The organism is Streptomyces sp. NPDC097595, from assembly GCF_044761525.1.
Classification (GTDB): Bacteria; Actinomycetota; Actinomycetes; order Streptomycetales; family Streptomycetaceae; genus Streptomyces; species Streptomyces drozdowiczii_A.
On record NZ_JBIWCN010000023.1, the window covers coordinates 101,001 to 124,623 of the forward strand.

The following is a 23,623-nucleotide window of genomic DNA, read 5'->3' on the forward strand; positions in this document are numbered from 1 at the left end:
TTCCCGTCCCTCCGTCGCAAGTACTACACGCCCGCCGCCACGCGGCTACCAGGCGAGCTGGGCGATCTCCTCCGCGACCACCGCGCACGCGTCGGCGGCCGGATCGATCAGCGGGAAGTGGCCGACGTCCGGCAGCAGGGTCAGCCCCACCGTCTCGCCCTCCTTCGCCGCCGCGTCCACGAACGCCTCGGAGACGGGCACCGGGACCGTGAGGTCCGTGGTGCCCTGGACGACCACGGTCGCGATGCCCGTGGGCAGCAGCCGGGACGGGTCGGCGTGCGCGCTCCGCCCGGCGAAGTCCTCCTCCGCCCCCAAGAGCTGCCCGATCGCCCCCGAGCACACGTCGAGCGCGACGGCCGAGCCGAAGTCCGCGATCGGCGCCAGCGCCACCACGCCCCGCAGTGCGGGCGCCCTCGGGAGCCGCCACGGCGACCCCTCCGGCAGTACGTGCCGTGCGGCGGCCCACAGGGCCAGCTGCCCGCCCGCCGAGTGCCCGGTGACGACGATCCGGCGGACGTCCGCCGCCGGCAGCTCCCGCGCCAGCAGCTGCGGCAGCGCGTCCATCGCGGCGGCGACATCGTCGAAGGTCTCCGGCCAGCGTCCCGCGACCGGGCCGGTCCCGCGCTGCTGCGGCAGCTCGCTGCCGCGCCGGTACTCCACATTGGCCACGGCGAACCCGCGCCGGGCCAGGAAGTCCGCGAACGGCGACACATGCGCCCGGTCGTACGGAGCCCGCCACGCGCCGCCGTGCAGCACGACCACGACCGGCGCGCCGGTGCGGCCCCCGCGCGGGGCGTAGAAGTCGATGACCTGGTCGGGGTGGCCGCCGTAGGCGGCGGACGCGTCGGGGGCGACGGCCGGATGCGAGAAGGCCGACTCGGTCTCGGCGGCGTCCCGCTCGCGCGCGGCGGAATCCGACATCCTGCCCCCACCCTCCCTGTCGTCCGGCCCAACTGGCCTGACCTGCGGGGACGGTACCAGTACGGCGGACGGCCCCGCCCACCGGGAATCGGCACCTCGCACACCGCGCCGGCCCCGCCCCGCGCGAGCCCGCGCACGGCGCCGTCCGGTGACCGGGGCGAGCCGGTCACCGGACGGATGCGGCAGCCTACGCCGCCGGAGCGCCCAGAACCTCCGCGAGCACCCGCGCCGCGCGTTCCGCGTCCGCGAACCCCACGTACAGCGGTGTGAAACCGAACCGCAGCACATCGGGCCGGCGCAGGTCCCCGACGACACTGCGCGCGATCAGCTCGGCCATCACGGGCTCGGCGTCGTCGCACCGCAGCGCGACCTGGCTGCCCCGTTCCGCGTGGGCGGCCGGGGTGACCGAGGTGACCCGCCCCTCGGGGGCGTACGCCTCGACGCACTCCAGGAAGAAGTCCGTCAGGGCCAGGGACTTGGCCCGGACCGCCTCGATCCCGACACCGTCCCAGACGTCGAGGGACGCCTCCAGGGCCAGCATGGACAGGATGTCGGGCGTGCCGACCCGGCCCCGGACCGCACCGTCCGCCGGGGCGTACCCGGGCGTCATGGCGAACGGGTCCGCATGGGACGTCCACCCCGGGAGGGGCGAGTCGAAGGACGCCTGGTGGCGCTCGGCGACGTACAGGTACGCGGGCGAACCGGGGCCGCCGTTGAGGTACTTGTACGTGCAGCCGACCGCCAGGTCCACGCCGTGCTCGTCCAGGCCGACGGGGAGGGCACCCGCGCTGTGGCACAGGTCCCAGACGGCGATCGCGCCCGCGGCCCGCACCGCGGCGGTCAGCCCCGGCAGGTCGTGCAGCCGGCCCGAGCGGTAGTCGACGTGGTTGAGCAGGACGGCGGCGGTCCGCGGACCGAGCGCGTCCGGCACGTCGGCGGGGGCGACCGGCACGATCCGGTGGCCGGTCATCCGGGCCGCCGAAGCGGCGATGTAGCCGTCGGTGGGGAACGTCCGCGCGTCGACCAGGATCTCGTCGCGGCCCTCCGGCGCCAGCCGGGTCGCGGCGACGAGGGCCTTGAAGACGTTCACGCTGGTCGAATCCCCGACGACGATCTGGCCGGCCGCCGCCCCGACGATCGGGGCGATGCGGTCACCGATCCGTTCCGGCGCCGTCCACCAGCCGCTCTCGCCCCAGGACCGGATGCGCAGCTCGCCCCACTCGCGGGTGAGGACCTCCTGCACCCGGGCGGGCACATGGCGCGGCAGCGCGCCGAGCGAGTTGCCGTCCAGGTAGACGGTGTCGTCCAGGGTGAACAGCTCGCGCAGCGGTGCGAGGGTGTCCTCGGTGTCGAGCGCCTGTGCGCGCTCCTGCAGGTCAGACATGGCTGCGAGCCGTCCAGAGCTCGGGGAACACGTTCTTCGTGGCGCGCTTCTCCAGCCAGGCCACGCCGGCCGAGCCGCCGGTGCCGGTCTTGGAGCCCATGGCCCGCCGGGTCGCGAGGAGATGGTCGTTGCGCCATCGCCACACCAGCTCGCCCACATCGGTGAGCACCTCGCCGAGGCGGACCAGCTCGTCGTTCTGGTCCGCGTTGGCGTAGATCTCCGCCCAGACGGCCTCGACCTCGGGCGACGGCTCGTACTTCCGGGTCAGGTCCCGGCCGAGCACGGACTCCGGGATCGCGTGCCCGCGCCGGGCGAGCAGGGCGAGCGCCTCGTCGTACAGGCCGGGCTCCGCGAGCGCCTTCTCCAGCTCCGCGTGGACGCGGGGCGCGCCCCGGTGCGGCACCAGCATGGACGCGGACTTGTCGCCGAGCAGGAACTCCATCCGCCGGTACATCGCCGACTGGAAACCGGAACCCTCGCCGAGCGAGGACCGGTAGGAGTTGAACTGGGCGGGGGTGAGCTGGGCGAGCGGTGTCCAGGAGGCGTTCAGGGCCTCCAGTTCGCGCAGCGACCGCTTCAGCGCGTCCTGCGCGACGTCCAGGCGGTCCTCGCGCATCGCGTGCGCGGCGGTCTCCCACTCATGGACGATGACGGTGAACCACAGCTCCATGACCTGGGTGGTGACCAGAAAGACCATCTCGCCGGGATCGTCCGAGCGGAGGTGCTGGAGATGGGTCAGGACATCCGCCTGGACATAGTCCTCGTACGGAGTCGTCCCCGCGAAGTCGAGGTGCGGGGTGGCCGCACCGGTGGCTTCGGGGTCGGGGTGAATCGTCGACATCGCTGTCTCCTCGACACGAGCTTCCGGGTAGCGGTCCGCCCCTTCCCTTCGGAAGTGGAGCCCCGGTCCCCTGTTCGCATACTAAACGCCTGCTCCGGACACGCGCAGGCCCCGCAGTCGCGGATGCGGAACTGCGGGGCCTGCGGTAGGGGGTCTGCTAGCCGAGGGTCTCGGCGGCGGTCGGCGAGGAGTCGCGCAGGAACGTCGAGCAGCGCTCGTACTCCTCCTGCTCGCCGATCGACTGCGCGGCCCGGGCGAGGGCGTGCAGGGCGCGGAGGAAGCCGCGGTTCGGCTCGTGCTCGAACGGCACGGGGCCGTGGCCCTTCCAGCCGGCCCGGCGCAGCGCGTCGAGGCCGCGGTGGTAGCCGGTGCGGGCGTAGGCGTACGACTCGACGACCCGGCCGCCCTCGAACGCCTCGTCGGCGAGCTGCGCCCAGGCCAGCGAGGAGGTCGGGTACTTCGCCGCGACATCGGCGGGCGCGGTGCCGGCGGCGAGCAGTTCGCGCGGCTCCGGGTCGTCGGGCAGGTGGGTCGGGGGCGGGCCCCCGAGCAGGTTCTCGTGGATCGACATGGTCCCAGTGTGCCTGGCACGCGGCCCGCCGAGGACCCGGTGGGCCCGAATCCGGCCCCGGCCCGTGCGGCCGGCGGACCCGCCGCGTCCCTCAGCCGGTGGTGTCCGGCCGGGCGGTCTCCGGTGCGGGTTCCAGCGGCGGGCTCGTGACGCCGCAGTGCACCGCGCACTCGGGCCGCGCGGTGTCGTCCGCGGGGGCGGGTGTGCGTACGGTCGCCCAGGCGATCAGCGCGCCGAGCACCAGCACCCCGGCGCACATCGGCATCGCCCGCCGGAACGTCGCGGCGAACTCCCCGGCGTCCCGATAGGCCTCCGGCCCCATGCCGGCGAGCAGCGGCAGCGCGGCCACCGCGATCAGGCCCGCGGCGCGGGCGGCGGCGTTGTTGATGCCGCTGGCGAGCCCGGCCCTGCCGGTGTCCACGGAGGCCAGGACGGTCGCGGTGAGGGGCGCCACGACGGTGACGAGCCCGACGCCCAGGACGGCCACGGCGGGCAGTACGTCGGTCAGGTAGCCGGTGACGGAGTTCGAGCCCTCCCCCACGCGCAGCATCAGCAGCATGCCGGCGGCGGCGATCAGCGGCCCGGCGGTGAGCGGGATGCGCGGGCCGATGCGCTGGCCCAGCTCGCCCGAAGCGGCCGAGAACAGCAGCATCAGGAGGGTGGTCGGCAGCAGTGCGGTGCCGGCGCCCAGCGCCGAGTACCCGGCGACGACCTGGAGCTGGATCGCGGAGAGGAAGAAGTAGCCGCCGAGCGCCGCGTACACGCACAGGGTGACGACGTTGACGACGGTGAACTGCCGGGACGCGAACACCGAAGGCGGCAGCATCGGATGTGCCCGCCGCCTTTCGAGCTGTACGAAGGCGGCACCGAGGAGCACTCCGCCCACCGCCGACCCGATCACGGCCGGGGAGGCGCCCTGCCCCGGCGCTCCGATCAGCGCGTACGTCACCAGTGCGAGCGCGAGGGCGCCGAGGGCCGCCCCGGCGACGTCGAAGCGCCCCTGGGCGTTCGGATCCCGGGACTCCGGTACGTGGCGCAGCGCGACGGGCACGCAGACGGCGGCGAGCGGCAGGTTGAGCAGGAACACCCAGCGCCAGCCCGGCCCGTCGACGAGCCAGCCGCCCAGGAACGGCCCCACGGCGGCGCCGACCCCGCCGAATCCGGACCACAGCCCGACCGCGCGGGCCCGGTCGTCGGGGTGGAAGCTCGCCTGGATCAGGGCCAGCGAGCCGGGTGTCAGCAATGCCCCGCCGACCCCTTGGAGGGCACGGGCGGCGATGAGCACGGGGGCATTCGGCGCGAGGCCGCAGACCAGCGAGGCGGCGGCGAACCAGATCACGCCGACCACGAAGACCCGCCTGCGCCCGTAGCGGTCGCCGAGCGCCCCGCCGAGCAGGATCAGCCCGGCAAGGGTCAGCATGTAGGCGTTGACGGTCCACTGGAGCGCGGCCAGGTCGGTGCCCAGGTCGTCGCCGATGCGGGGCAGGGCCACGTTGATGACGGTGGAGTCGAGCATGGCCATGCTCGACCCGAGCACCGTCGTCAGGACGACCCAGCGCCCGGCGGCGGAGGCCACCCGGATCGCGGGCCCGTCCGCCTCGCTCTTCTCCATGGCCTCAGCATCGTCGGCACCCGGCCGAAGGGCCACCCGTCGGCACCCGGTCGAAGGGCAACCGGGAGCTCTCAGATGGCGACCCGTACCGCCTCGATGCCCCGGATCAGCGCGTCGAGCCCCGCCTCGACCTTGCTTCGCGCGCACCCCACGTTGAGCCTCACGTAGCCCTCGGCCCCGTACGTGCTGCCCGGCATCACCGCGACGCGCTCCCGCTCGATCAGGACGCGCTGCAACGCCTCGTCGTCCCGGACGCCCGCGCGCCGCAGATCGATCCAGGCCAGGTACCCGGCCTGCGGCGGCTCCCACTCCAGTGACGGGAACGCGGTGTTCAGCCGCTCGGCGACCAGGGCCAGGTTCTCCGCAACGTACGCACGCACCGCGTCCAGCCACGGCCCGCCCTCCCGGTACGCGGCGATGTGCGCGGTCAGCGAGAGCACCGCCGGTGAGGCGAGGCCCTCCGCCGTCTCCATCCGGCGCAGATATTCGGTCCGGTCCTCCGGCCGCCCGATGAGGCCGTACGAACCGGTCAGCGCGGGGAAGTTGAACGACTTCGAGGCCGAGCTGATGACCGCCCAGCGCGCGTCCCCGCCCACCCGGGTCCACGGCACGTGCGGGCGCCCGTCGTGCACGAAGTCCGCGTGGATCTCGTCGCTGATCACGGCCACGCCGTGGCGCGCGGCGAGCTCGGCCATCCCGGCGAGCTCCGCCTCCGTCCACACCCGGCCGGACGGGTTGTGCGGGGAGCAGACCACGAGGACCTTGCTGTCCGGCCGCGCGAGCTCCCGCTCCAGCGCGTCCGTGTCCCCCAGCGGCACGCCCCGCAGCTCCCGCCCGAGCCCGTGGATCGCCTTGCGGAAACCGTCGTACGTGGGCGTGTGCAGGACCACGCCGTCACCCTCGGCCGTCCACATCTGGAGCAGCTGCGAGAGCTGGCTGAGCACGGACGGCCCGTACACCAGGCTCCCGGTATCGATCTCGGTGCCGTACCGCGTCGCGTACCAGTGGGCGATGGCCGACCGGAAGTCGCCCAGCCGCCAGTCCGTGTAGCCGAGCACGCCGTGTTCGAGCCGGGTCCGCAGGGCGGCCAGCACCTCGGGGGCGGTCTCGAAGTCCATGTCGGAGATGGTGAACGGCAGCAGCCCGTCCACCCCGAAGCGGTCCGCGACCCCGTCCCACTGGACGCACCAGGTTCCGCGGCGGTCGATCACGGTGTCGAAGTCGTAGGACGTGCTCACAGCTGTTCCCTCGGGTCGTGCGTGGCGGATTCGGACATGCCGTGGGCCCGGCACCCCGAGGGGTGACGGGCCCACGCCGCATCCGTAACCGGATTACTTCAGCTTGGTGCCGGTGGAGCGCAGGTTGGCGCACGCCTCCGTGACGCGCTTGGCCATGCCGCCCTCGGCGGACTTGCCCCAGCTGCGCGGGTCGTAGACCTTCTTGTTGCCGACCTCGCCGTCGACCTTCAGCACGCCGTCGTAGTTGCGGAACATGTGGTCCACGATCGGGCGGGTGAAGGCGTACTGGGTGTCGGTGTCGAGGTTCATCTTCACGACGCCGTTCTCCAGCGCGGTGGCGATCTCCTCGGCGGTGGAGCCGGAGCCGCCGTGGAAGACGAAGTCGAACGGCGACGTCTTGCCGTACTTGGCGCCGACGCCCTCCTGGAGGTCCTTGAGGAGCTCCGGACGCAGGACGACGTTGCCCGGCTTGTAGACGCCGTGCACGTTGCCGAACGAGGCGGCCAGCAGGTAGCGGCCCTTCTCGCCCAGACCCAGCGCCTCGGCGGTGCGCAGCGCGTCGTCCACGGTCGTGTAGAGCTCGTCGTTGATCTCGTGGGTGACGCCGTCCTCCTCGCCACCGGTCGGGGTGATCTCGACCTCAAGGATGATCTTGGCGGCGGCCGCCTTGGCCAGCAGCTCCTGGCCGATGGCCAGGTTGTCGGCCAGCGTCTCGGCCGAGCCGTCCCACATGTGCGACTGGAACAGCGGGTTCAGACCCTTGGCGACGCGCTCCGCGGAGACGTCGATCAGCGGACGGACGTACGTGTCCAGCTTGTCCTTGGGGCAGTGGTCGGTGTGCAGCGCGACGGTGATGTCGTACTTGGCGGCGACGATGTGCGCGAACTCGGCGAGGGCGACGGCACCCGTGACCATGTCCTTGTTGTACTGGCCGCCCAGGAACTCCGCGCCGCCGGTCGAGATCTGCACGATGCCGTCGCTCTCGGCCTCCGCGAAGCCGCGCAGGGCGGCGTGCAGGGTCTGGGTCGACGTCACGTTGATGGCCGGGTAGGCGAACTTGCCTGCCTTCGCCCGGTCGAGCATCTCGGCGTATGCCTCGGGGGTTGCGATGGGCATCTGTCCGCTCCTTGGGATGTGCGGGTGTGCGTGCTGGGTCCCTGACCTGGGGGCGACGTCATCGTCGCCCCCATCTTCCCAGACTCTGGTTCCGGCTCCACCCGGCGGTGTCCCCCAGGAACGGCGGTTCCCGTTCGCAGGGATACGACAAAGACGGTCGGTTTCACGTGAAACCGACCGCCTCCGGAGAAACCCGCAGGTCACGCCAGGTCGAGGTCCGGAACCGTGTAGACGTGGACGTACGGAAGGCCCGCCTCGGCGATGGCCGGAGCCGCACCGCGCTCCACGATCACGGCCACGGCGACGACCTCGCCGCCGGCCTCGCGCACGGCCTCGACGGCGGTCAGCGGCGAGCCGCCGGTGGTCGAGGTGTCCTCGACGACGAGGCAGCGACGGCCCTTCACCTCCGTGCCCTCGATCCGGCGCTGCATCCCGTGGGCCTTCTGCGCCTTGCGGACGACGAAGGCGTCCAGCTCCTGGCCACGGGCCGCGGAGGCGTGCAGCATCGACGTGGCGACCGGGTCGGCGCCGAGCGTCAGCCCGCCCACGCAGTCGTAGTCCAGGTCGGCCGTCGCGTCGAGCATGACCTGACCGACCATCGGGGCGGCCTTGCCGTCCAGCGTGATGCGGCGCAGATCGATGTACCAGTCGGCCTCCAGGCCGGAGGAGAGCGTCACCTTGCCGTGAACCACGGCCTTGTCCTTGATCTGCTGGAGCAGCTCAGCACGTACGTCAGTCATGGCTACGAGGATAAGGCGCGCGTTTTCCGCGGCGGCCCGCCCAGGGCAGGAGCCCGTCCCCTGGCCGGCGGGCGCCCCGCGCTCAGAGCCGGCGCCAGCTCCAGGTGGTGGCGATCTCCAGCGGCTCGATCGGGGTGACATAGCGGGGGTCGGTGTTCAGCCCGTTCGGCGGGCCCGACTGCGGCTCGACGCAGACCGCCTCGGCCTGCTCGTCGTAGATCACGACCCACTCGGACCGGCTCTTCACCGTCAGCTCCAGCCGCTCCGGCCAGGTGAGGGTGACATCGACACCGTCCGGCATCCCGAAGCAGTCGTCCCACGGGCCGGGCAGGGGCGCGATCCGGCGCCCGGTCGGCAGGTGGTTCTCGCCGCGCTCCTCCTGCCAGGCGGCGTCGAAGTCGATACGGACCTCCTCGCCGGTGTCGAGGCGGCGGCGGAACCACGGGTGCCAGCCCGCCTGGGCCGGGAACGAGTCCCCGTACGTCTCGATGCCGAAGGCCAACGTGAGCGAGTCCTCGGCCAGTTCGAAGGTCTGCGTCACGCGGCCCGGATACGGCCAGGGGTCGGCCAGGTCGTAATAGAACGACGCCTGGGTCCCGCTCTCCAGGGCGGTGTGCCACGCCGTGTCGCGGCCCGTGCCGTGGATGGCGTGCGGCGGAGCGGTCAGCGGCAGCTGGTGGAGCACGCCGCCGTCGCGGAACTGCCCGTTCTCGGTCCGCCCGCACCACGGCACCATCGGGAAGCAGCCGTACCGCTCCCCCTGCCGCAGCAGTTCGGTACCGCCGATCCGCAGGCTGCTGATCCGGCAGCCGTTGGCGGGGTTCACGGTCAACTCTGTGTCGCCGACGGAGAGCCGGACGTCCTTCTCGCTACTGCTCACGGGACGACCCTACTGGCGCCGCTACCTCCGGCGCCGCAACGCCCGGCTCACGACCACCGCCGAGGCGAGGGCCAGCGCGGCGGCCGGGGCGACCCAGCGCAGCGTCGCACCCGCACCGCTCGAATCCGGCGAGGGCACGGGGGCGTACCGGCCGCGCGGCGGGGCGTGGTCGACCTCCTCCGCGCTGCGCCCGATCATGGTGCGCCGGGCGTGCGCGGCCTCGGCCGGAGGCCCGTCCGGCACGGTGAACTCGATCCCGGCGACCGGGTCCAGCGACGACGGCGGGATGGGCGCGTCGAACAGGGACTCCTCGTCCTGCGGCGGCTCCCCGTCCTGCGCCTCGTTCTGTGCGCCGTCCCGCTCCCCGTCCTGAGGCTCGTCCCGCTCCGCGCCCCGCTCCCCCGCCGGCTCCACGCCCGGCGCCTCGTCGGGGGCCGCCTCGTGCGTCGGCAGCGACTCCTCGGCACCGCTCACGGGGCCGGAGCCGCTGAGCGGGGAGCCGGCCGAGGGCTCGGGGCCGGTCTGGTCCGCCTCCTCGGCGGCCTCTTCGAGCGCCTTCTCCACGGCCTCCCCGACGGCCAGCTCATCGGCGGTGACCTCGGCGGCGCCGGGCGTCCCCAGCTCATCGGCGGTGGCCTCGGCGGCGCCCGGCGTCCCCGGCACACCGGCGGAAGCCCCGGCACTCCCCGCCCCGGCACCCTCCGCCCCGCCGCCCCACGCCTCGTCGGCCGCGCCCTCGCCCTGGGCGGCCAGCGACTCCGTCACGAGCTGCTGGGCGAACCGGTCCAGCAGGCGGTGGACCGTCGACAGCGCCGCCGCCGGCTCCAGGTCCCGCAGACGGCCGTCACCGCTCGCGCCGCCCTCGAAGGCGATCGACGTGCCCTCGTCGCCCTCCGTCAGCCGAAGGGTCAGGGTGAGCTTCGCGGAGCCGCCGCCCCGGGCCTCCGTGCCCTCGCCCTCCACCAGGACGGCGTGCACGGAGTCCACGTCCGGGTCGCCCGGCAACGGCGTGAGGCGCAGCGCGCCCCGGTACGTGATGGTGTGGCCGCCGGCCCGGATTCTGAGCCGGCCCGCCAGGGGGCCCGCCGACGCGTCGGCGTCCTGCTGGAACCCCGGTACACAGCGGGCGACCCGGACGGGGTCGCCCAGCGTCCGCCGCAGGGCCGGGACCGGAACCGGAACGAACACCTCATGCTCCATGGTGAACGAGCCTACTCAGCCCCGGCCGTCCCGTCAGCGCTTCCGCACCCGCGACCGCTCCCGCACCCCGTCACCGCGACCGCCCGCACGCCGCACCTCACCGGTCGTCCCAGTAGCGCGGGTGCACCAGCGTCGACGGCGCGAGACCGGACAGCCGCCCGGCCTCCGCACCGCGCCCCGCGTCCAGCAGCCCCGGCACGCTCAGGGAGCGCAGCGCGGGCGCGTCCGGGGACAGGCCGAGCGTGGGCGTCGCCGCCCTCCCGGCCAGCAGGAACCCCCAGCCGCGGTCCCCGTCCGTGCCGCTCCCGGCCCGGTCGGGGCCGGCCGCGAAGCCCGACTGGCGGCCGCCGATCCGATAGGGGCGCGGACGCAGCCCGGCGGCCCGCATGGACGCCTCGACCGTCCAGTAGGTGCGGGGTCGTACGGCGGGCGGTCCCGCGTGCACCGCGAGTCTTCCGTCGGGGGCGAGGGCCTCGGCGACCAGGCCGTAGAACTCCGCCGAGTAGAGCTTCGTACTGGCGGAGATCCCGGGGTCGGGGAGGTCGGAGATCACCACGTCGTAGCGGCCGCGGGCGGTCCGCAGCCAGGTGAACGCGTCCCCGGTCACCGTCGTCACGCGGGGGTCGTCCAGCGCGTGCGCGTTCAGCGCGGAGAGCGCGTGGTCCGTACGGGCCAGTCGGGTGACGGCCGGGTCCAGCTCAACCAGGGTCACGCTCCGCACGTCCGGGTAGCGCAGCACCTCCCGCGCCGCCAGCCCGTCCCCGCCGCCCAGGATCAGCACCCGGGCGTGCGTCCCGTTCATCGCCGGGTGCACCAGCGCCTCGTGGTACCGGTACTCGTCGCGGGAGCTGACCCGCAGCCGCCCGTCCAGATAGAGGTCCAGGGAGCTGCGGCCGGCCCCGGTCAGCACGACCTCCTGTACCTCGGTCCGCACGGCGACCCGCACCTGGTCCCCGTACACCGCGCGGCGCGCCGCGCGCTCGAAGTCGTCGGCCAGCAGCGCGGCCGTGGCCAGCACCGCGATCACCGTGACATTGGCGGCGATCAGCAGCCACCGCGTCCTGGGGGTCAGGTCGCGCCGGAACACCCACAGCACCAGCGCCCCGCCCGCGGCCGCGTTCACCGCGCCGGTCAGCAGCGCGCCGGTGAGCTGGCCCAGCATCGGCAGCAGCAGGAACGGGAAGGCGAGGCCGCCGACGAGCGCCCCCACGTAGTCCGCCGCGAACAGATCGGCGACGGCCCCGCCCGCGTCCTGCCGGTCCACCCGCTGGATCAGCGTCATCAGCAGGGGGATCTCCGCGCCGATCAGGATGCCGATGGTCAGCGAGAACCCGACCAGCGCGTACCGCGACTCTCCGAACCAGGCGAACGAGGCGTAGAGCACCAGCGCCGAGAAGCCGCCCACCAGGGCGAGCGCCGCCTCGATCAGCCCGAAGCCCACCGCCGCCCGGTTGCGTAAACGTTTCGCGAGCAGGGAGCCGATGCCCATCGCGAACACCATCACGGAGAGCACGACGGACGCCTGGGTGACCGAGTCACCGATCAGATAGGAGGCGAGCGCCACCAGTTCGAGTTCGTACACCAGTCCGCAGGCGGCGCAGACGAAGACGGCGGCCAGCACGAGGTACCGACCGGTCCTCGGCCTGACGGGAAGCCGCGCCGCGCCCCCTCGCAGCGACACCTGCTGGTCGATCATGCCGCGAACGCTACGTCACTGACCGCTTGCCGCTTGTCACCCACAAGGGTGTAACTGGCGCACCCGAGGTGTAGCCGGTGCGCGTCACAGCGCCACCGCGGGCGTCCGCACGCCCACCCGGGTCCGCGTCACGACGAGCTGCCCCTCCTGCGGGTACGCGTGCCAGGTGCGCCACCGCACCTGGCCCTCCGTGCGCTGGGCGAGCATGGCCGTGAAGGCGTGCGGGCTGCCCGGAAACGTTCCGGCCAGGCCGTGGGGGTGGTCGGCGACGAGCGCCAGCAGCTCCTGTGCGCGTCCGGCGAAGGAGCCCGCGCTCAGCGTCTCGACCCGGGCCGCGAACTCGTACTCCCAGTCGCCGATCCGCTTGGCGACGCCCAGCGGCAGCGGGGTGCTGCTGCCGGGCATACAGGCGACGGTCTCGGAACAGCTGCCCTGCTCCTCCTCGAGAAGCACCTGGTGGGAGGCGCCGAGCAGCCGCAGCTGCAGGGTGGCGCCGGCGAGTTCGAGGTCGAGGACGGCCAGCGCGGGGAGCGGTTCGCGCCCCAGCGCCCAGGCCAGATCGGCGGCACGGGTATCGGAATAGGCCGTATGAAGGGTCGTGAGCATGGGTCGGCTCCGCAAACACGCATGGACACATGGACAGGGGACGCCCCCGCGTCATGCGCGTGGGAGGTGGGAAGCGCCCGATCAGGTCCAACTGGGGTCCGAGGGCTGAATGTTCTCTCCAACGAGGGAATCACGAACTACGCCGCACTCACAGCGTTTTTGCCCAACTTGCCGGGGTTTCCATCCCCCTCGGGGGGCCTTCCGCTCACCTGTTCACCGCAGACCCATAACAGGCTCCAACAAAAAGGAGCCCGGCGGGACTTGGCGCGTGCGCCGCGTGTCCCGCCGGGCCCCGGGGCGTGTTCACGGACACGCCCTCGCGGACCAACTGCCCCGTGTCAGCTGCCTCCGCCGCATCCGCCTCCGCCGCCGCAGGAGGAACCCCCGCCGCACGAGGACCCCCCGCCGCAGGAGTGGCCGCCCGAGTGGCCCCCCGAGTGCCCACCGCTGCCGCAGGACGACCCGCCGCCGCTGTCCCCGGCCCACCAGCTGCCCCCGGCGGCCGAGCCGCCCGCCGTACCGCGCCGCCTGCTGCGCGCCGGCGCACGCCCCCGTCCGCCGGCCCCCGCCAGCCCCACGACGAGGACCACGACCAGCACCACCAGAATCACACCTACCAGCACACCGCCCATGACCTCACGTCCTTCCGTCCCCCGAAGCGAGGCCCCCGCTCCGCGCCCTTGCGGCGTGCAGGGGAGATGCCCCTGCCGCGGTACGGCCAAAGCAGACTTGAGCAAGTCCAGAGCTTGCGCGCAGGATGGCGGCCATGACACACGGACGACCGCTGCTCAACCGCCGCCTCGCCGAGTTCGGCACGACGATCTTCGCGGAGATGTCCGCGCTGGCCGTCCGCACCGGGGCCATCAATCTCGGCCAGGGCTTCCCGGACACCGACGGCCCCGAGGAGGTCCGCGAGGCCGCGGTGCGTTCCCTGCGCGCCGGGCTCGGAAACCAGTACCCGCCCGGCCCCGGCGTGCCCGAGCTGCGCACCGCGATCACCGGCCACCAGCAGCGGCGCTACGGCCTCGCCTACGACCCCGACACCGAGGTGCTGGTCACCGCGGGCGCTACCGAGGCCATCGCCGCCTCACTCCTGGCGCTCCTGGAGCCCGGCGACGAGGTCATCGCGCTGGAGCCGTACTACGACTCGTACGCCGCCTGCATCGCGATGGCGGGCGCGACGCGCGTTCCCGTCACCCTGCGCCCCGACACCTCCGCGGGCACCTATCGGCTGGATCTCGACGAACTGCGCGCGGCGGTCACCCGGCGTACCCGGCTGCTGCTGATCAACACCCCGCACAACCCCACCGGCACCGTCCTCAGCCGCGAGGAACTGCACGCGATCGCGGAGCTGGCCTGCGAGCACGACCTCCTCGTCGTCACCGACGAGGTGTACGAGCACCTGGTCTTCGAGGGCGAACACCTGCCGCTGGCCGGCTTCCCCGGCATGCGCGACCGCACGGTCACCATTTCTTCCGCCGGCAAGACGTTCTCGTACACCGGCTGGAAAATCGGCTGGGTCACCGGCAGCGCCGAGCTGGTGACGGCGGTGCGCTCGGCGAAGCAGTACCTGACGTACGTCTCCGGCGGCCCCCTCCAGTACGCCGTCGCCGAGGCGCTGCGGCTGCCCGACAGCTTCTACGAGGAGCTGCGCGCGGACCTGCGCGCCAAGCGGGACCTGCTCTGCGCGGGCCTCTCCGAGGCCGGGTTCGCGGTCTACCGCCCGGCCGGTACGTACTTCGTCACCACCGACATCCGCCCGCTCGACGCGACCGGCGACGGCATCGCGTTCTGCCGGGCCCTGCCGGAACGCTGCGGCGTGGTGGCCGTCCCCAACGCCGTCTTCTACGACCACCGCGACCAGGGCGCCCCCTTCGTCCGCTTCACGTTCTGCAAGAGGACGGACGTGCTCGAAGAGGCCGTCACCCGGCTCAAGCAGCTGTGACACACGACGAGGCCCGGTGCGGGATTCCCGCACCGGGCCTCGTCGAAACGCCTGCGGCTCAGGCGTCCGGAGCCGCCTGCTCCGTGCCGTCCTCGGACTTCTGCTCGGCCGGGGCCAGGCCCAGGCGCTCCAGCAGCCACTTGTCGAACTCGATCGAGGCGCGCACCCAGCTGACCGTCGAGGAGACGAAGTGCTCCAGGGAGACGCCGGTGCCGATGAGCATCTGCGCCTCACCGATCAGGCGGACCGAGGGGCCGGTCTCCTCTGAGCCCTCCTCGGGCTCGTGGGTGTGCGTGTAGACCTTGGGCCACAGGGTGCGGCGGTTCCAGTCGTCGATCGCGTCGAGGAGGACCGGACGCTGGTCCGTGGCGTGCGGGCGGTCGTAGAACGTACGGACCGAGAAGACCTGCTGCTCGCCCTCGCCGCGGAACATGAAGTACGTGCGGAATTCCTCCCACGGGGCGGCGAGGTCACCCTCGTCGTCGACGACGTACTTCAGCTCCATCTGGTCCAGCAGCTGCTTGACGAGGTCCTGGTCAGGGACGACGGGGCCCTCCGGTCCTGCCGCCTGCGGTTCGGGCTGAGCCCCGAAGTTAGGAATCGAGGACGGATCGATGCTCACCGTTATTTCCCTTCGTGCGGTTGACTGCCATCCTCTCTTATGGCGGGCGGGGCATGGCAAGCCCGGAAGGCCCCGATCCGCCACAAGCTGATATTCAGCCGGTGGGAACCGGGGCCGGGGCGTTCCGATTACGCCGTACGGATTCCGCTTACCGCGTCGGCGGCCGCGCTCAGCTCGCCGCGCCGACGATCAGGCCGTCCTCGAAGCGGTCCACGCGGACCGTGTCGCCGTCCTTGATCTCGCCCGCCAGGATCTCCTTCGCGAGCCGGTCGCCGATGGCCGTCTGGATGAGGCGGCGCAGCGGCCGGGCGCCGTACGCCGGGTCGTTGCCCTCCTCGGCCAGCCAGGCCAGGGCCTCCGGGGTGACCTCCAGGGTGAGCCGCCGGTCGGCCAGGCGCCCCGCGAGCCGGTCGATCTGGAGGCCCGCGATGTGCGCCAGCTCGTCGCCGGACAGGGCGGAGAAGACCACCAGGTCGTCGAGCCGGTTGAGGAACTCCGGCTTGAAGGAGGCCCGGACGACCTCCAGAACCTGGCGCTTCTTCTCTTCCGGTTTGGTCAGCGGATCGGTCAGGTACTGGCTGCCGAGGTTGGACGTCAGGATCAGGATGGTGTTCCGGAAGTCCACCGTCCGGCCCTGTCCGTCGGTGAGCCGGCCGTCGTCCAGGACCTGGAGCAGGATGTCGAAGACCTCGGGGTGGGCCTTCTCGACCTCGTCCAGCAGGACGACGGTGTACGGGCGGCGGCGGACCGCCTCCGTGAGCTGGCCGCCCTCCTCGTAACCGACGTAACCGGGCGGAGCACCGACCAGCCGGGCGACGCTGTGCTTCTCGCTGTACTCGCTCATGTCGATGCGGACCATGGCCCGCTCGTCGTCGAAGAGGAAGTCCGCGAGGGCCTTCGCCAGCTCGGTCTTCCCGACCCCGGTCGGACCGAGGAACAGGAACGAGCCGGTCGGGCGGTCGGGGTCGGCGATGCCGGCGCGGGTGCGGCGTACCGCGTCCGAGACGGCCTGCACGGCCTCGGTCTGCCCGATCAGGCGCTTGCCCAGCTCCGACTCCATGCGCAGCAGCTTCTGCGTCTCGCCCTCCAGGAGGCGGCCGGCCGGGATGCCGGTCCAGGCGCCGACGACATCGGCGATGTCGTCCGGCCCGACCTCCTCCTTGACCAGGGTCTCCTTGGGCTCGCGGGCGGCCTCCTGCTCGGCCTCGTCGGCCTCGGCCAGCTCGCGTTCCAGGCCGGGGATCTCCCCGTACAGCAGCTTCGACGCGGTGTCGAAGTCGCCGTCGCGCTGGGCGCGTTCGGCCTGGCCGCGCAGGTCGTCCAGGCGTTCCTTCAGCTCACCGACCCGGTTGAGGCCCTGCTTCTCCTTCTCCCAGCGGGCGTTGAGGCCGCGCAGCTCCTCCTCCTTGTCGGCGAGGTCGCGGCGCAGCTTCTCCAGGCGCTGCTTGGAGGCGGCGTCGGTCTCGTTCCTGAGGGCCAGCTCCTCCATGTGCAAGCGGTCGACGGAGCGCTGGAGTTCGTCGATCTCGACGGGCGAGGAGTCGATCTCCATGCGCAGCCGGGAGGCGGCCTCGTCCACGAGGTCGATGGCCTTGTCCGGCAGGAAGCGGGAGGTGATGTAGCGGTCGGACAGCGTCGCGGCGGCGACCAGGGACGCGTCCGCGATCTGGACCTTGTGGTGGGCCTCGTACCGCCCCTTGAGGCCGCGGAGGATCGCGATGGTGTCCTCGACGGACGGCTCGGCGACCAGCACCTGCTGGAAGCGGCGCTCCAAGGCGGGGTCCTTCTCGATTCGCTCGCGGTACTCGTCCAGCGTGGTCGCGCCGACCATCCGCAGCTCGCCGCGGGCCAGCATCGGCTTGAGCATGTTGCCCGCGTCCATCGCGGAGTCGCCGCCGGCGCCCGCGCCGACGACGGTGTGCAGCTCGTCGATGAACGTGATGATCTGGCCGTCGCTCTCCTTGATCTCGGAGAGCACGGTCTTGAGGCGCTCCTCGAACTCGCCGCGGTACTTCGCGCCCGCGACCATGGCGCCCAGGTCGAGCGAGACGAGCCGTTTGTCCTTGAGGGATTCGGGAACGTCGCCCTTCACGATGCGCTGGGCGAGCCCTTCGACCACTGCGGTCTTGCCGACGCCCGGCTCGCCGATGAGCACCGGGTTGTTCTTGGTGCGCCGCGAGAGCACCTGGACGACGCGGCGGATCTCCTGGTCCCGGCCGATGACCGGGTCGAGCTTGCCCTCGCGCGCGGCGGCGGTGAAGTCCGTGCCGAATTTCTCCAGGGCCTTGTACTGGCCCTCCGGGTCGGGAGTGGTCACCCGGCGCCCTCCCCTGCTCTTCTCGAACGCGTCCAGCAGCCTCTTCGCACTGGCCCCCTGCCCGTCGAGGATCTCACCGGCACGGCCGCCCTTCGCGGCGATCCCGATCAGCAGGTGCTCGGTGGAGACGTAGTCGTCGCCCAGCTCCTTGGCGCGCTGCGCGGCGTCCGCGATGACGGCCAGCAGTTCGCGGTTGGGCTGGGGCGGCGCGACGGTCGACCCGGTCACGCTGGGCTGCGCGGCCAGGAGCCGTTCCGTCTCGGTGCGTACGGCGATCTGGTCGGCCTCGACGGCGGCCAGCAGATCGACCAGATTCTCGTTCGCTTGTCGGCCGTCGCCCGACAGAAGCGCCAGCAGCAGATGCCCCGGGGTCAGATCGGCGTGCCCGTCCTTCACGGCCCTGCTGGTGGCCGCGTTGATGGCGTCCCTGCTCCTGTTGGTCAGCTCGGCGTCCACGTGCGCTGTCTCCTCCTTGCGACGACTGGTCCGTTCCCACTACTGACACGGTCAACGTGCACAAAGTTGAGTCTATTCCACTCAAGGCTCTGCGCGCCGAAAGTTGAGCGCATTCCACTCAAGGCGAAATGCGGCCCCGCCCCTCTTCCGAGTGAATCGGCCGCCGCGGGCACCCGCCACCGCAGGCCGTTCCCGCCCGCATACGCTGGGGCCCATGGCAGTCGACGTACACCAACCGAGCCCCGAGTACCTCGCGTTCTGGCGCGAGAGCCACGTGTGCACGCTCACCACGCCCCGCCCGGACGGCACGCCGCACGTGGTCCCGGTGTGCGTGACGTACGACCCCGAGGCGGGCCTCGCCCGGGTCATCACCAACAGGCACAGCCGCAAGGTGGCCAACATTCTGGCCGCCGGCCCGGACGGCGCCCGGGTCGCGGCGTGCCAGGTGCACCGGCGGCGCTGGGCGACCCTTGAGGGCGTGGCCCGGATCAGCACGGACCCGGAGCGGGTCGCGGAGGCCGTACGCCACCACACGGAGCGCTACGACCGGGTGCCGTCCCCCAACCCGGACCGGGTCGTCATCGAGATCACCCTGGACCGGGCGCTCGGCCGCGGCTGAGCGGGCCGCCCCCGGGGAAAGCACAACGGCGCCACCGTGTTCAGGTCACGGTGGCGCCGTTGTGTGGGGGAAGTGACTGAGCGACGTGGAACGACGGGGGATCGCTCAGGCACTGTGGGGGGTGGCGGCAATGGTTTCTGGTTCGAACAGCTGGTGGTCACGCTGTGCGAGATTCACAAAGATCATGTCGTAACGGATGGCACAGCGCACCGGCTGCGGCGCGCCCCGCGGCTTGCGGAGGCACCGGTAGGCGCGGACTTCACCGTCGTCCTCGCGGGCGACGACGACCGGGTCGCCGAACAGAGTGACCATCAACGAGTCGCCACGGTGGGGCAGTGCCGTGACGAGATCGATGAAATGCCACCCTGACCGGTAGGCGGTCGCCATCTCACGCCGGAAGGTGCGGTCGTCCGGGGGGGTGGTCATGCTCCCGCCGCCATCTTCGGAGCGGTGTCCCACGCCAGGTCCGGCGCCGGTACCGCGTTGGCCGCCCCCGTCGACTTCGCGGTGGTACCGTCCCAGGCAAGGTCCAGGGTGCCGAAGACCCCGAGCATGAGCCCGGCGGAGAAGGCCACAGCAAGCACCGAGCGAAGCTTTCTACTACGCATGGTTGGCTTCGTCCTCACTTCCAAGGTTTTCTTCTCCCCCGCACCACAAGACGATGGCTCATTTAGGCACGTCGATGCCACAGAAGCGATGCATCATGTTCCTGTACATGCATGTTCCTGGGGGGTGGACAAATGGGCACAGAGGGCATAGAAGAGGCACATAGCCACTCAGTGACTGCACTGTGTGACGAAGGAGCGCGTCTCTACGCCAGCGCGCTGAGTGTCGGAAAGATAGCCCGCAGCGAAACGGCGAACGCGCCCTGCCTGCTGGAATTCGCCCTCCTGCACCCGGATCCGGACGACCCCGACTGGCTCCGCCCGGTCCCTCCGTCAGCTGCCCTGACCCAGCGCCTCCACCCCATCGAGCGCGAGATCCGCGACCGCCGGCGGCTCTCCCTGGAACTGACCGACGCCTTCGAACCGTTCATGGCCATCAGTGCCCAGGCACCGCCGACGACCCACGCCATCACAGTGCTCGAAGGCATCGAACGCATCAACGCCTCCATCGAACTGGCCATGACCGAGTGCCGGTACGAGGTCCTCACCATCCAGCCGGGCGGCGGTCGCAGCGAGGACGCGCTCAACACCGCGGTGGAGCGCGGCAGACTGCTCACCCAGCGGGGCGTGGCCATGCGCACGCTCTACCAGCACACCGTCCGGCACAGCCACGGGACCCTCAACTACGCGGAGCGGATGGCCAGCGGAAACGTACAGATCCGCACCCTCGAGGAACTCATAGAACGGCTGATGATCTTCGACAACACCGTCGCCTTCATCCCGGCCACGGACGACCGTCGGATCGCCCTGGAGCTGCGGCACCCGGGGATCGTGTCCTACCTGGTGACCGTGTTCGAACAGTTCTGGCGCCGAGCGGTGCCCCTGCAGGAGCAGATCCCGTACGACCCCACCGTCGAGGGCGTCTCCGGCGTACGGCACTCCATCGCCAAGCTGCTCGTCGAGGGCCACGTGGACGAGGCCATCGCCAGGCGGCTCGGAATGAACGTCCGCACCTGCCGCTCCCACATCGCCAAGCTCGGGGCCGCTCTCGGCAGCACCAGCCGCGCCCAACTCGGCTATCTGATCGCCCGGTCAGGAATCCTGGACCAGGATTCCTGACCGGCCGGCCCCAAAGATCCCCACCCCCCGGGCCGGGCGGGCGTGCCACGCAATGGGGGAGAGCATGGCCACGCCCTTGATCAGCCGGGGGAGTTCCCGGCTCCCCCGACACGTCCACACTGGCCCGGGAACTAGGCTGGCACCACCGTCATCTTGCTGCATTGCCAAAAGTGGGGGGTCACAAATGGGCAAGCACGAGGGCATATCCCACCAGCCGCACGGTGATCTGGAACTGTGCGATGCCGGCGTCAGGACGTACGCCGAAGCACTCGGAGCCGGCCGGCTCCCCCGCTCCGCTCTCGAACCCGCCCCATGCCTCATCGAGTTGGCCCTCGTCCATCCCGATCCCCAGGACGATGACTGGATCCGGCCGGTCCCTCCGTCCGCGGCGCTGGCCCATCTGCTCCAGCCCGTCACCCGGGAGATCCACGAGCGCCTACGGCTTTCCGCCGCTCTCGCCGACTCCCTGGCTCCCCTCGCCTCCGTTGCCAGCACCGACCCCAACCTCGCCATCACCGTCCTCGAAGGTATCCCGCTGATCGAGGCGGCCATCGAGAACGCCACGGACGGCGCAAGGGACGAGGTCCTGACCTTGCAGCCCAGCGGCAACCGACCCGTGGACCAGCTCAAGAAGGCATTGGGCCGGGGGTTGTCCATGGCCGAGCGAGGCGTGACACTGCGCCACATCTATCAGCACCCCGCCCGCTACAGCCCGGCCATCAAGGCATATCTGGACGACATGCCGTCGGCCGCCATCCAGGTGCGCACCATCGAGCAGACGGTCGAGCGTCTACTCGTCTTCGACCGCACCGTCGCCTTCATCCCGGCTAGCCCCAAACGCGATATCGCCCTGGAGATCCGCCACCCCGCCCTCGTGCGCTACCTGATCCAGGTGTACGAGGTGCTGTGGGCCCAGGCCAAGCCGCTGACGGCCCCCCTCCAGGCGCCCGCGCACGACACCCCGATCACCCCCACCCAGCTGAGCGTCGCCCGCCTCCTCGTCGAGGGGAACACCGACCAGATCGTGGCCCGCAAACTGGCCATCAGCGTCCGCACCTGCCGCGCCCACATCGCCAAACTCATGCACATCCTCGGCGCCACCAGCCGCACCCACCTCGGCGCCCTGCTGGTCCAGTCCGGCGTCGTGGCAGGCGTCGTAGGCGGTGCGGAGGAGGGCGCAGGGGAATGACCGCGCAGGCGACGCACCCCCACAGCGGACGGGAGCTCTGCGAAGCCGGCCTCGCCCTCTACGGGGACGCCCTCGCCGCCGGCCGCATCGCCCGCAGCGCCACGGAGCCCGCCCCCTGTCTCACCGGGCTCGGCCTGCTCCTCCCCGACCCGCGTGACGAGGCGTGGCTGCGCCCCGTGCCGCCGTCCGCGGTCCTGGGGCAACTGCTCAGCCCCCTCAGCCGGGAGATCGACGCACGGGTCCGGCTGGCCACCGGGCTGACCCGGTCCCTGCTGCCGCTGCTCGCGGGCACCGACGAGGACCCGAACCGTTCGATCACCGTGCTCGAAGGGCACGACCGGATCAACGCGGCGCTCCGCGACGCCTCGCAGTCGGCCAGGGACGAGGTCCTCACCGCCCAGCCCGGCGGCAACCGCCTGGTCCACAACATGCGCCAGGGCCGGGCGAACGCAGAGTTCGTCCTCGCGGCGGGCGGACGGCTCAGACATCTCTACCAGCACTCGGCGCGCTACAGCCCCCGGCTCAAGGAGTACCTGGCGGAGATCCCGTCCGGCCGGCTCCAGATCCGCACCATGGAGCAGAGCGTGGGCCGCATGCTCGTCTTCGACCGGGCCGTCGCCTACCTCCCGGCCGACCCCGAGGGCCGCGCCGCCCTGGAGATCCGCCACCCCGCCCTCGTGCGTTACCTGGCAGGCATCTACGAAACGCTGTGGGCCGGAGCCACCCCCTTCACCGAACACCTCCCCACCGCACTCCCCGGCGCCCCCGTCACCGCAGTCCAGCAAAGCATCGCCCGCCTCCTCATCGACGGCTGCACCGACCAGGCCGCCGCCGAAAAACTCGGCATCAGCGTCCGCACCTGCCGCGCCCACATCGCCAAACTCATGCACACCCTCAACGCCACCAGCCGCACCCACCTCGGCGCCCTCCTCATCCACTCCGGCCTCGCGGAGCCCACCCGATGACGGCATCCCACGAGCGCGGCCACGGCGCGGACGAGCTGTGCGACGAAGCGATCGGCCTCTATACGCAAGCCCTGGCCCAGGGCCGCATATCCCGGACCGCCGCCGGGGAAGTGCCCTGCCTGGCCGAGCACGCCCTGCTCACCGCCGATCCGCGCGACGACGCGTGGCTGCGGCCCGTACCACCCACGGCCGCCCTGGCCCGGCTGCTGCATCCGCTGGCCCGGGACATCCTGGACCAGGTGCGTACCGCCGATCTCCTGGCCAGGACCCTAAACACGCTGAGCGCGCTCGCGGACGAACCCCCGGATCTCGCCATCAGGGTCGTCGCCGGGCAGTCCGCGATCCAGGCGGCCATCGACGCCGACCTGCGCGAGGCGAGCGACGAAGTCCTCACCGTCCAGCCCGGCAGCACCCGGTCGCCGGAGATCATCCGGGTGGCCCTGGCCAGCACGCTGCCGATCGTCAAGCGGAACGTCCGGCTGCGCCACATCTACCAGCACTCGGCGCGTTACGGTTCCGGGCTCAAGGGGTATCTGGCCCAACTGCCCGGCGACCTCCTCCAGGTCCGTACGACCGAGCGCGCGATCGACCGCCTGATGATCTTCGACCGCAAGGTCGCGTACCTCCCCGCCAACCCCGACCGCAGCGCCGCCCTGGAGATCCGCCACCCCGCCCTCGTGCGCTACCTGGCGCAGTTGTACGACGTGCTCTGGGCCCTCTCCACGCCTTTCGACGATCCCCTCCCCACCGCCCTCCCCGGCGCCCCCGTCACCGCAGTCCAGCAAAGCATCGCCCGCCTCCTCATCGACGGCTGCACCGACCAGGCAGCCGCCGAAAAGCTCGGCATCAGCGTCCGCACCTGCCGCGCCCACATCGCCAAACTCATGCACACCCTCAACGCCACCAGCCGCACCCACCTCGGCGCCCTCCTCATCCACTCCGGCCTCGCAGAGCCCACCCGATGACGGCTGACAACGCGAA

22 protein-coding genes are annotated in these 23,623 nt (G+C 71.9%); 6 read left to right on the plus strand and 16 right to left on the minus strand.

Annotation, left to right across the window (positions count from 1 at the left end; all coding sequences use genetic code 11):
* Nucleotides 1-45: 45 nt before the first annotated feature.
* The 12 genes from ACIQZN_RS29750 to ACIQZN_RS29805 all read right to left on the minus strand — a co-directional run bounded on the left by ACIQZN_RS29750 (nucleotide 46) and on the right by ACIQZN_RS29805 (nucleotide 12,805).
* A complete protein-coding gene (locus tag ACIQZN_RS29750; RefSeq protein WP_404000289.1) occupies nucleotides 46-921 on the minus strand; it encodes an alpha/beta hydrolase family protein in 876 nt (291 codons plus the stop codon).
* Between the two features lie 187 nt (nucleotides 922-1,108).
* Nucleotides 1,109-2,305, minus strand: a complete 1,197-nt coding sequence (gene kynU, locus ACIQZN_RS29755; protein ID WP_404000292.1) for a kynureninase — start codon at nucleotides 2,303-2,305, stop codon at nucleotides 1,109-1,111.
* Nucleotides 2,298-3,146, minus strand: coding sequence for a tryptophan 2,3-dioxygenase family protein (locus tag ACIQZN_RS29760; RefSeq protein ID WP_404000294.1), 849 nt, complete (start codon nucleotides 3,144-3,146; stop codon nucleotides 2,298-2,300). The genes kynU and ACIQZN_RS29760 overlap by 8 nt, the downstream gene beginning before the upstream one ends.
* Nucleotides 3,147-3,303: 157 nt before the next feature.
* Complete coding sequence (locus ACIQZN_RS29765; RefSeq protein ID WP_404000297.1) at nucleotides 3,304-3,717, minus strand: DUF3151 domain-containing protein; 414 nt, start codon at nucleotides 3,715-3,717, stop codon at nucleotides 3,304-3,306.
* A 91-nt stretch (nucleotides 3,718-3,808) separates the two neighbouring features.
* Nucleotides 3,809-5,329, minus strand: a complete 1,521-nt coding sequence (locus ACIQZN_RS29770; RefSeq protein ID WP_404000300.1) for an MFS transporter — start codon at nucleotides 5,327-5,329, stop codon at nucleotides 3,809-3,811.
* 71 nt (nucleotides 5,330-5,400) lie between these two features.
* Nucleotides 5,401-6,567, minus strand: coding sequence for a MalY/PatB family protein (locus ACIQZN_RS29775; RefSeq protein ID WP_404000303.1), 1,167 nt, complete (start codon nucleotides 6,565-6,567; stop codon nucleotides 5,401-5,403).
* Nucleotides 6,568-6,660: 93 nt separating this feature from the next.
* Nucleotides 6,661-7,683: a class II fructose-bisphosphate aldolase gene (fbaA, locus tag ACIQZN_RS29780; protein WP_018102093.1), complete on the minus strand. Its 1,023-nt coding sequence runs from the start codon at nucleotides 7,681-7,683 to the stop codon at nucleotides 6,661-6,663.
* A gap of 200 nt (nucleotides 7,684-7,883) precedes the next feature.
* Nucleotides 7,884-8,423, minus strand: a complete 540-nt coding sequence (gene pyrE, locus ACIQZN_RS29785; protein ID WP_404000306.1) for an orotate phosphoribosyltransferase — start codon at nucleotides 8,421-8,423, stop codon at nucleotides 7,884-7,886.
* A gap of 82 nt (nucleotides 8,424-8,505) precedes the next feature.
* Nucleotides 8,506-9,303 (minus strand): aldose 1-epimerase, encoded by a 798-nt coding sequence (locus ACIQZN_RS29790; protein WP_404000309.1) that lies wholly within the window; start codon nucleotides 9,301-9,303, stop codon nucleotides 8,506-8,508.
* Between the two features lie 21 nt (nucleotides 9,304-9,324).
* The gene (locus ACIQZN_RS29795) at nucleotides 9,325-10,491 is read right to left on the minus strand and encodes an SRPBCC domain-containing protein (protein WP_404000390.1); all 1,167 of its coding nucleotides are present in this window, start codon (nucleotides 10,489-10,491) and stop codon (nucleotides 9,325-9,327) included.
* A 109-nt stretch (nucleotides 10,492-10,600) separates the two neighbouring features.
* A complete protein-coding gene (locus tag ACIQZN_RS29800; RefSeq protein WP_404000312.1) occupies nucleotides 10,601-12,199 on the minus strand; it encodes a polyamine aminopropyltransferase in 1,599 nt (532 codons plus the stop codon).
* An 84-nt stretch (nucleotides 12,200-12,283) separates the two neighbouring features.
* Nucleotides 12,284-12,805: a DUF2617 family protein gene (locus tag ACIQZN_RS29805; protein ID WP_404000315.1), complete on the minus strand. Its 522-nt coding sequence runs from the start codon at nucleotides 12,803-12,805 to the stop codon at nucleotides 12,284-12,286.
* A 766-nt stretch (nucleotides 12,806-13,571) separates the two neighbouring features.
* Between ACIQZN_RS29805 and ACIQZN_RS29810 the strand changes: the two genes are divergently transcribed.
* Nucleotides 13,572-14,750 carry a pyridoxal phosphate-dependent aminotransferase gene (locus ACIQZN_RS29810; RefSeq protein WP_404000318.1) on the plus strand — a complete coding sequence of 393 codons (1,179 nt, stop codon included), beginning with the start codon at nucleotides 13,572-13,574 and terminating at the stop codon, nucleotides 14,748-14,750.
* Between the two features lie 58 nt (nucleotides 14,751-14,808).
* On the opposite strand, the gene ACIQZN_RS29815 is transcribed toward ACIQZN_RS29810, so the two are convergent.
* Nucleotides 14,809-15,372: a YbjN domain-containing protein gene (locus ACIQZN_RS29815; RefSeq protein ID WP_404000321.1), complete on the minus strand. Its 564-nt coding sequence runs from the start codon at nucleotides 15,370-15,372 to the stop codon at nucleotides 14,809-14,811.
* 169 nt (nucleotides 15,373-15,541) lie between these two features.
* A complete protein-coding gene (gene clpB / locus ACIQZN_RS29820) occupies nucleotides 15,542-18,145 on the minus strand; it encodes an ATP-dependent chaperone ClpB (RefSeq protein ID WP_404000324.1) in 2,604 nt (867 codons plus the stop codon).
* A gap of 214 nt (nucleotides 18,146-18,359) precedes the next feature.
* On the opposite strand from clpB, the gene ACIQZN_RS29825 reads away from it, so the two are divergent.
* Nucleotides 18,360-18,764 carry a pyridoxamine 5'-phosphate oxidase family protein gene (locus ACIQZN_RS29825; protein ID WP_404000327.1) on the plus strand — a complete coding sequence of 135 codons (405 nt, stop codon included), beginning with the start codon at nucleotides 18,360-18,362 and terminating at the stop codon, nucleotides 18,762-18,764.
* 105 nt (nucleotides 18,765-18,869) lie between these two features.
* On the opposite strand, the gene ACIQZN_RS29830 is transcribed toward ACIQZN_RS29825, so the two are convergent.
* Complete coding sequence (locus tag ACIQZN_RS29830; RefSeq protein ID WP_018102083.1) at nucleotides 18,870-19,190, minus strand: hypothetical protein; 321 nt, start codon at nucleotides 19,188-19,190, stop codon at nucleotides 18,870-18,872.
* A complete protein-coding gene (locus tag ACIQZN_RS29835) occupies nucleotides 19,187-19,372 on the minus strand; it encodes a hypothetical protein (protein WP_404000330.1) in 186 nt (61 codons plus the stop codon). The genes ACIQZN_RS29830 and ACIQZN_RS29835 overlap by 4 nt, the downstream gene beginning before the upstream one ends.
* Nucleotides 19,373-19,483: 111 nt before the next feature.
* Between ACIQZN_RS29835 and ACIQZN_RS29840 the strand changes: the two genes are divergently transcribed.
* The 4 genes from ACIQZN_RS29840 (at nucleotide 19,484) to ACIQZN_RS29855 (ending at nucleotide 23,607) form a co-directional block, all read left to right on the plus strand.
* Nucleotides 19,484-20,488, plus strand: coding sequence for a helix-turn-helix transcriptional regulator (locus tag ACIQZN_RS29840; protein ID WP_404000333.1), 1,005 nt, complete (start codon nucleotides 19,484-19,486; stop codon nucleotides 20,486-20,488).
* A gap of 184 nt (nucleotides 20,489-20,672) precedes the next feature.
* A complete protein-coding gene (locus tag ACIQZN_RS29845; RefSeq protein ID WP_404000336.1) occupies nucleotides 20,673-21,677 on the plus strand; it encodes a LuxR C-terminal-related transcriptional regulator in 1,005 nt (334 codons plus the stop codon).
* Nucleotides 21,674-22,642: a LuxR C-terminal-related transcriptional regulator gene (locus ACIQZN_RS29850; protein ID WP_404000338.1), complete on the plus strand. Its 969-nt coding sequence runs from the start codon at nucleotides 21,674-21,676 to the stop codon at nucleotides 22,640-22,642. Before ACIQZN_RS29845 ends, ACIQZN_RS29850 begins: the two co-directional genes overlap by 4 nt.
* The gene (locus ACIQZN_RS29855) at nucleotides 22,639-23,607 is read left to right on the plus strand and encodes a LuxR C-terminal-related transcriptional regulator (RefSeq protein WP_404000341.1); all 969 of its coding nucleotides are present in this window, start codon (nucleotides 22,639-22,641) and stop codon (nucleotides 23,605-23,607) included. The genes ACIQZN_RS29850 and ACIQZN_RS29855 overlap by 4 nt, the downstream gene beginning before the upstream one ends.
* Nucleotides 23,608-23,623 lie beyond the last annotated feature (16 nt).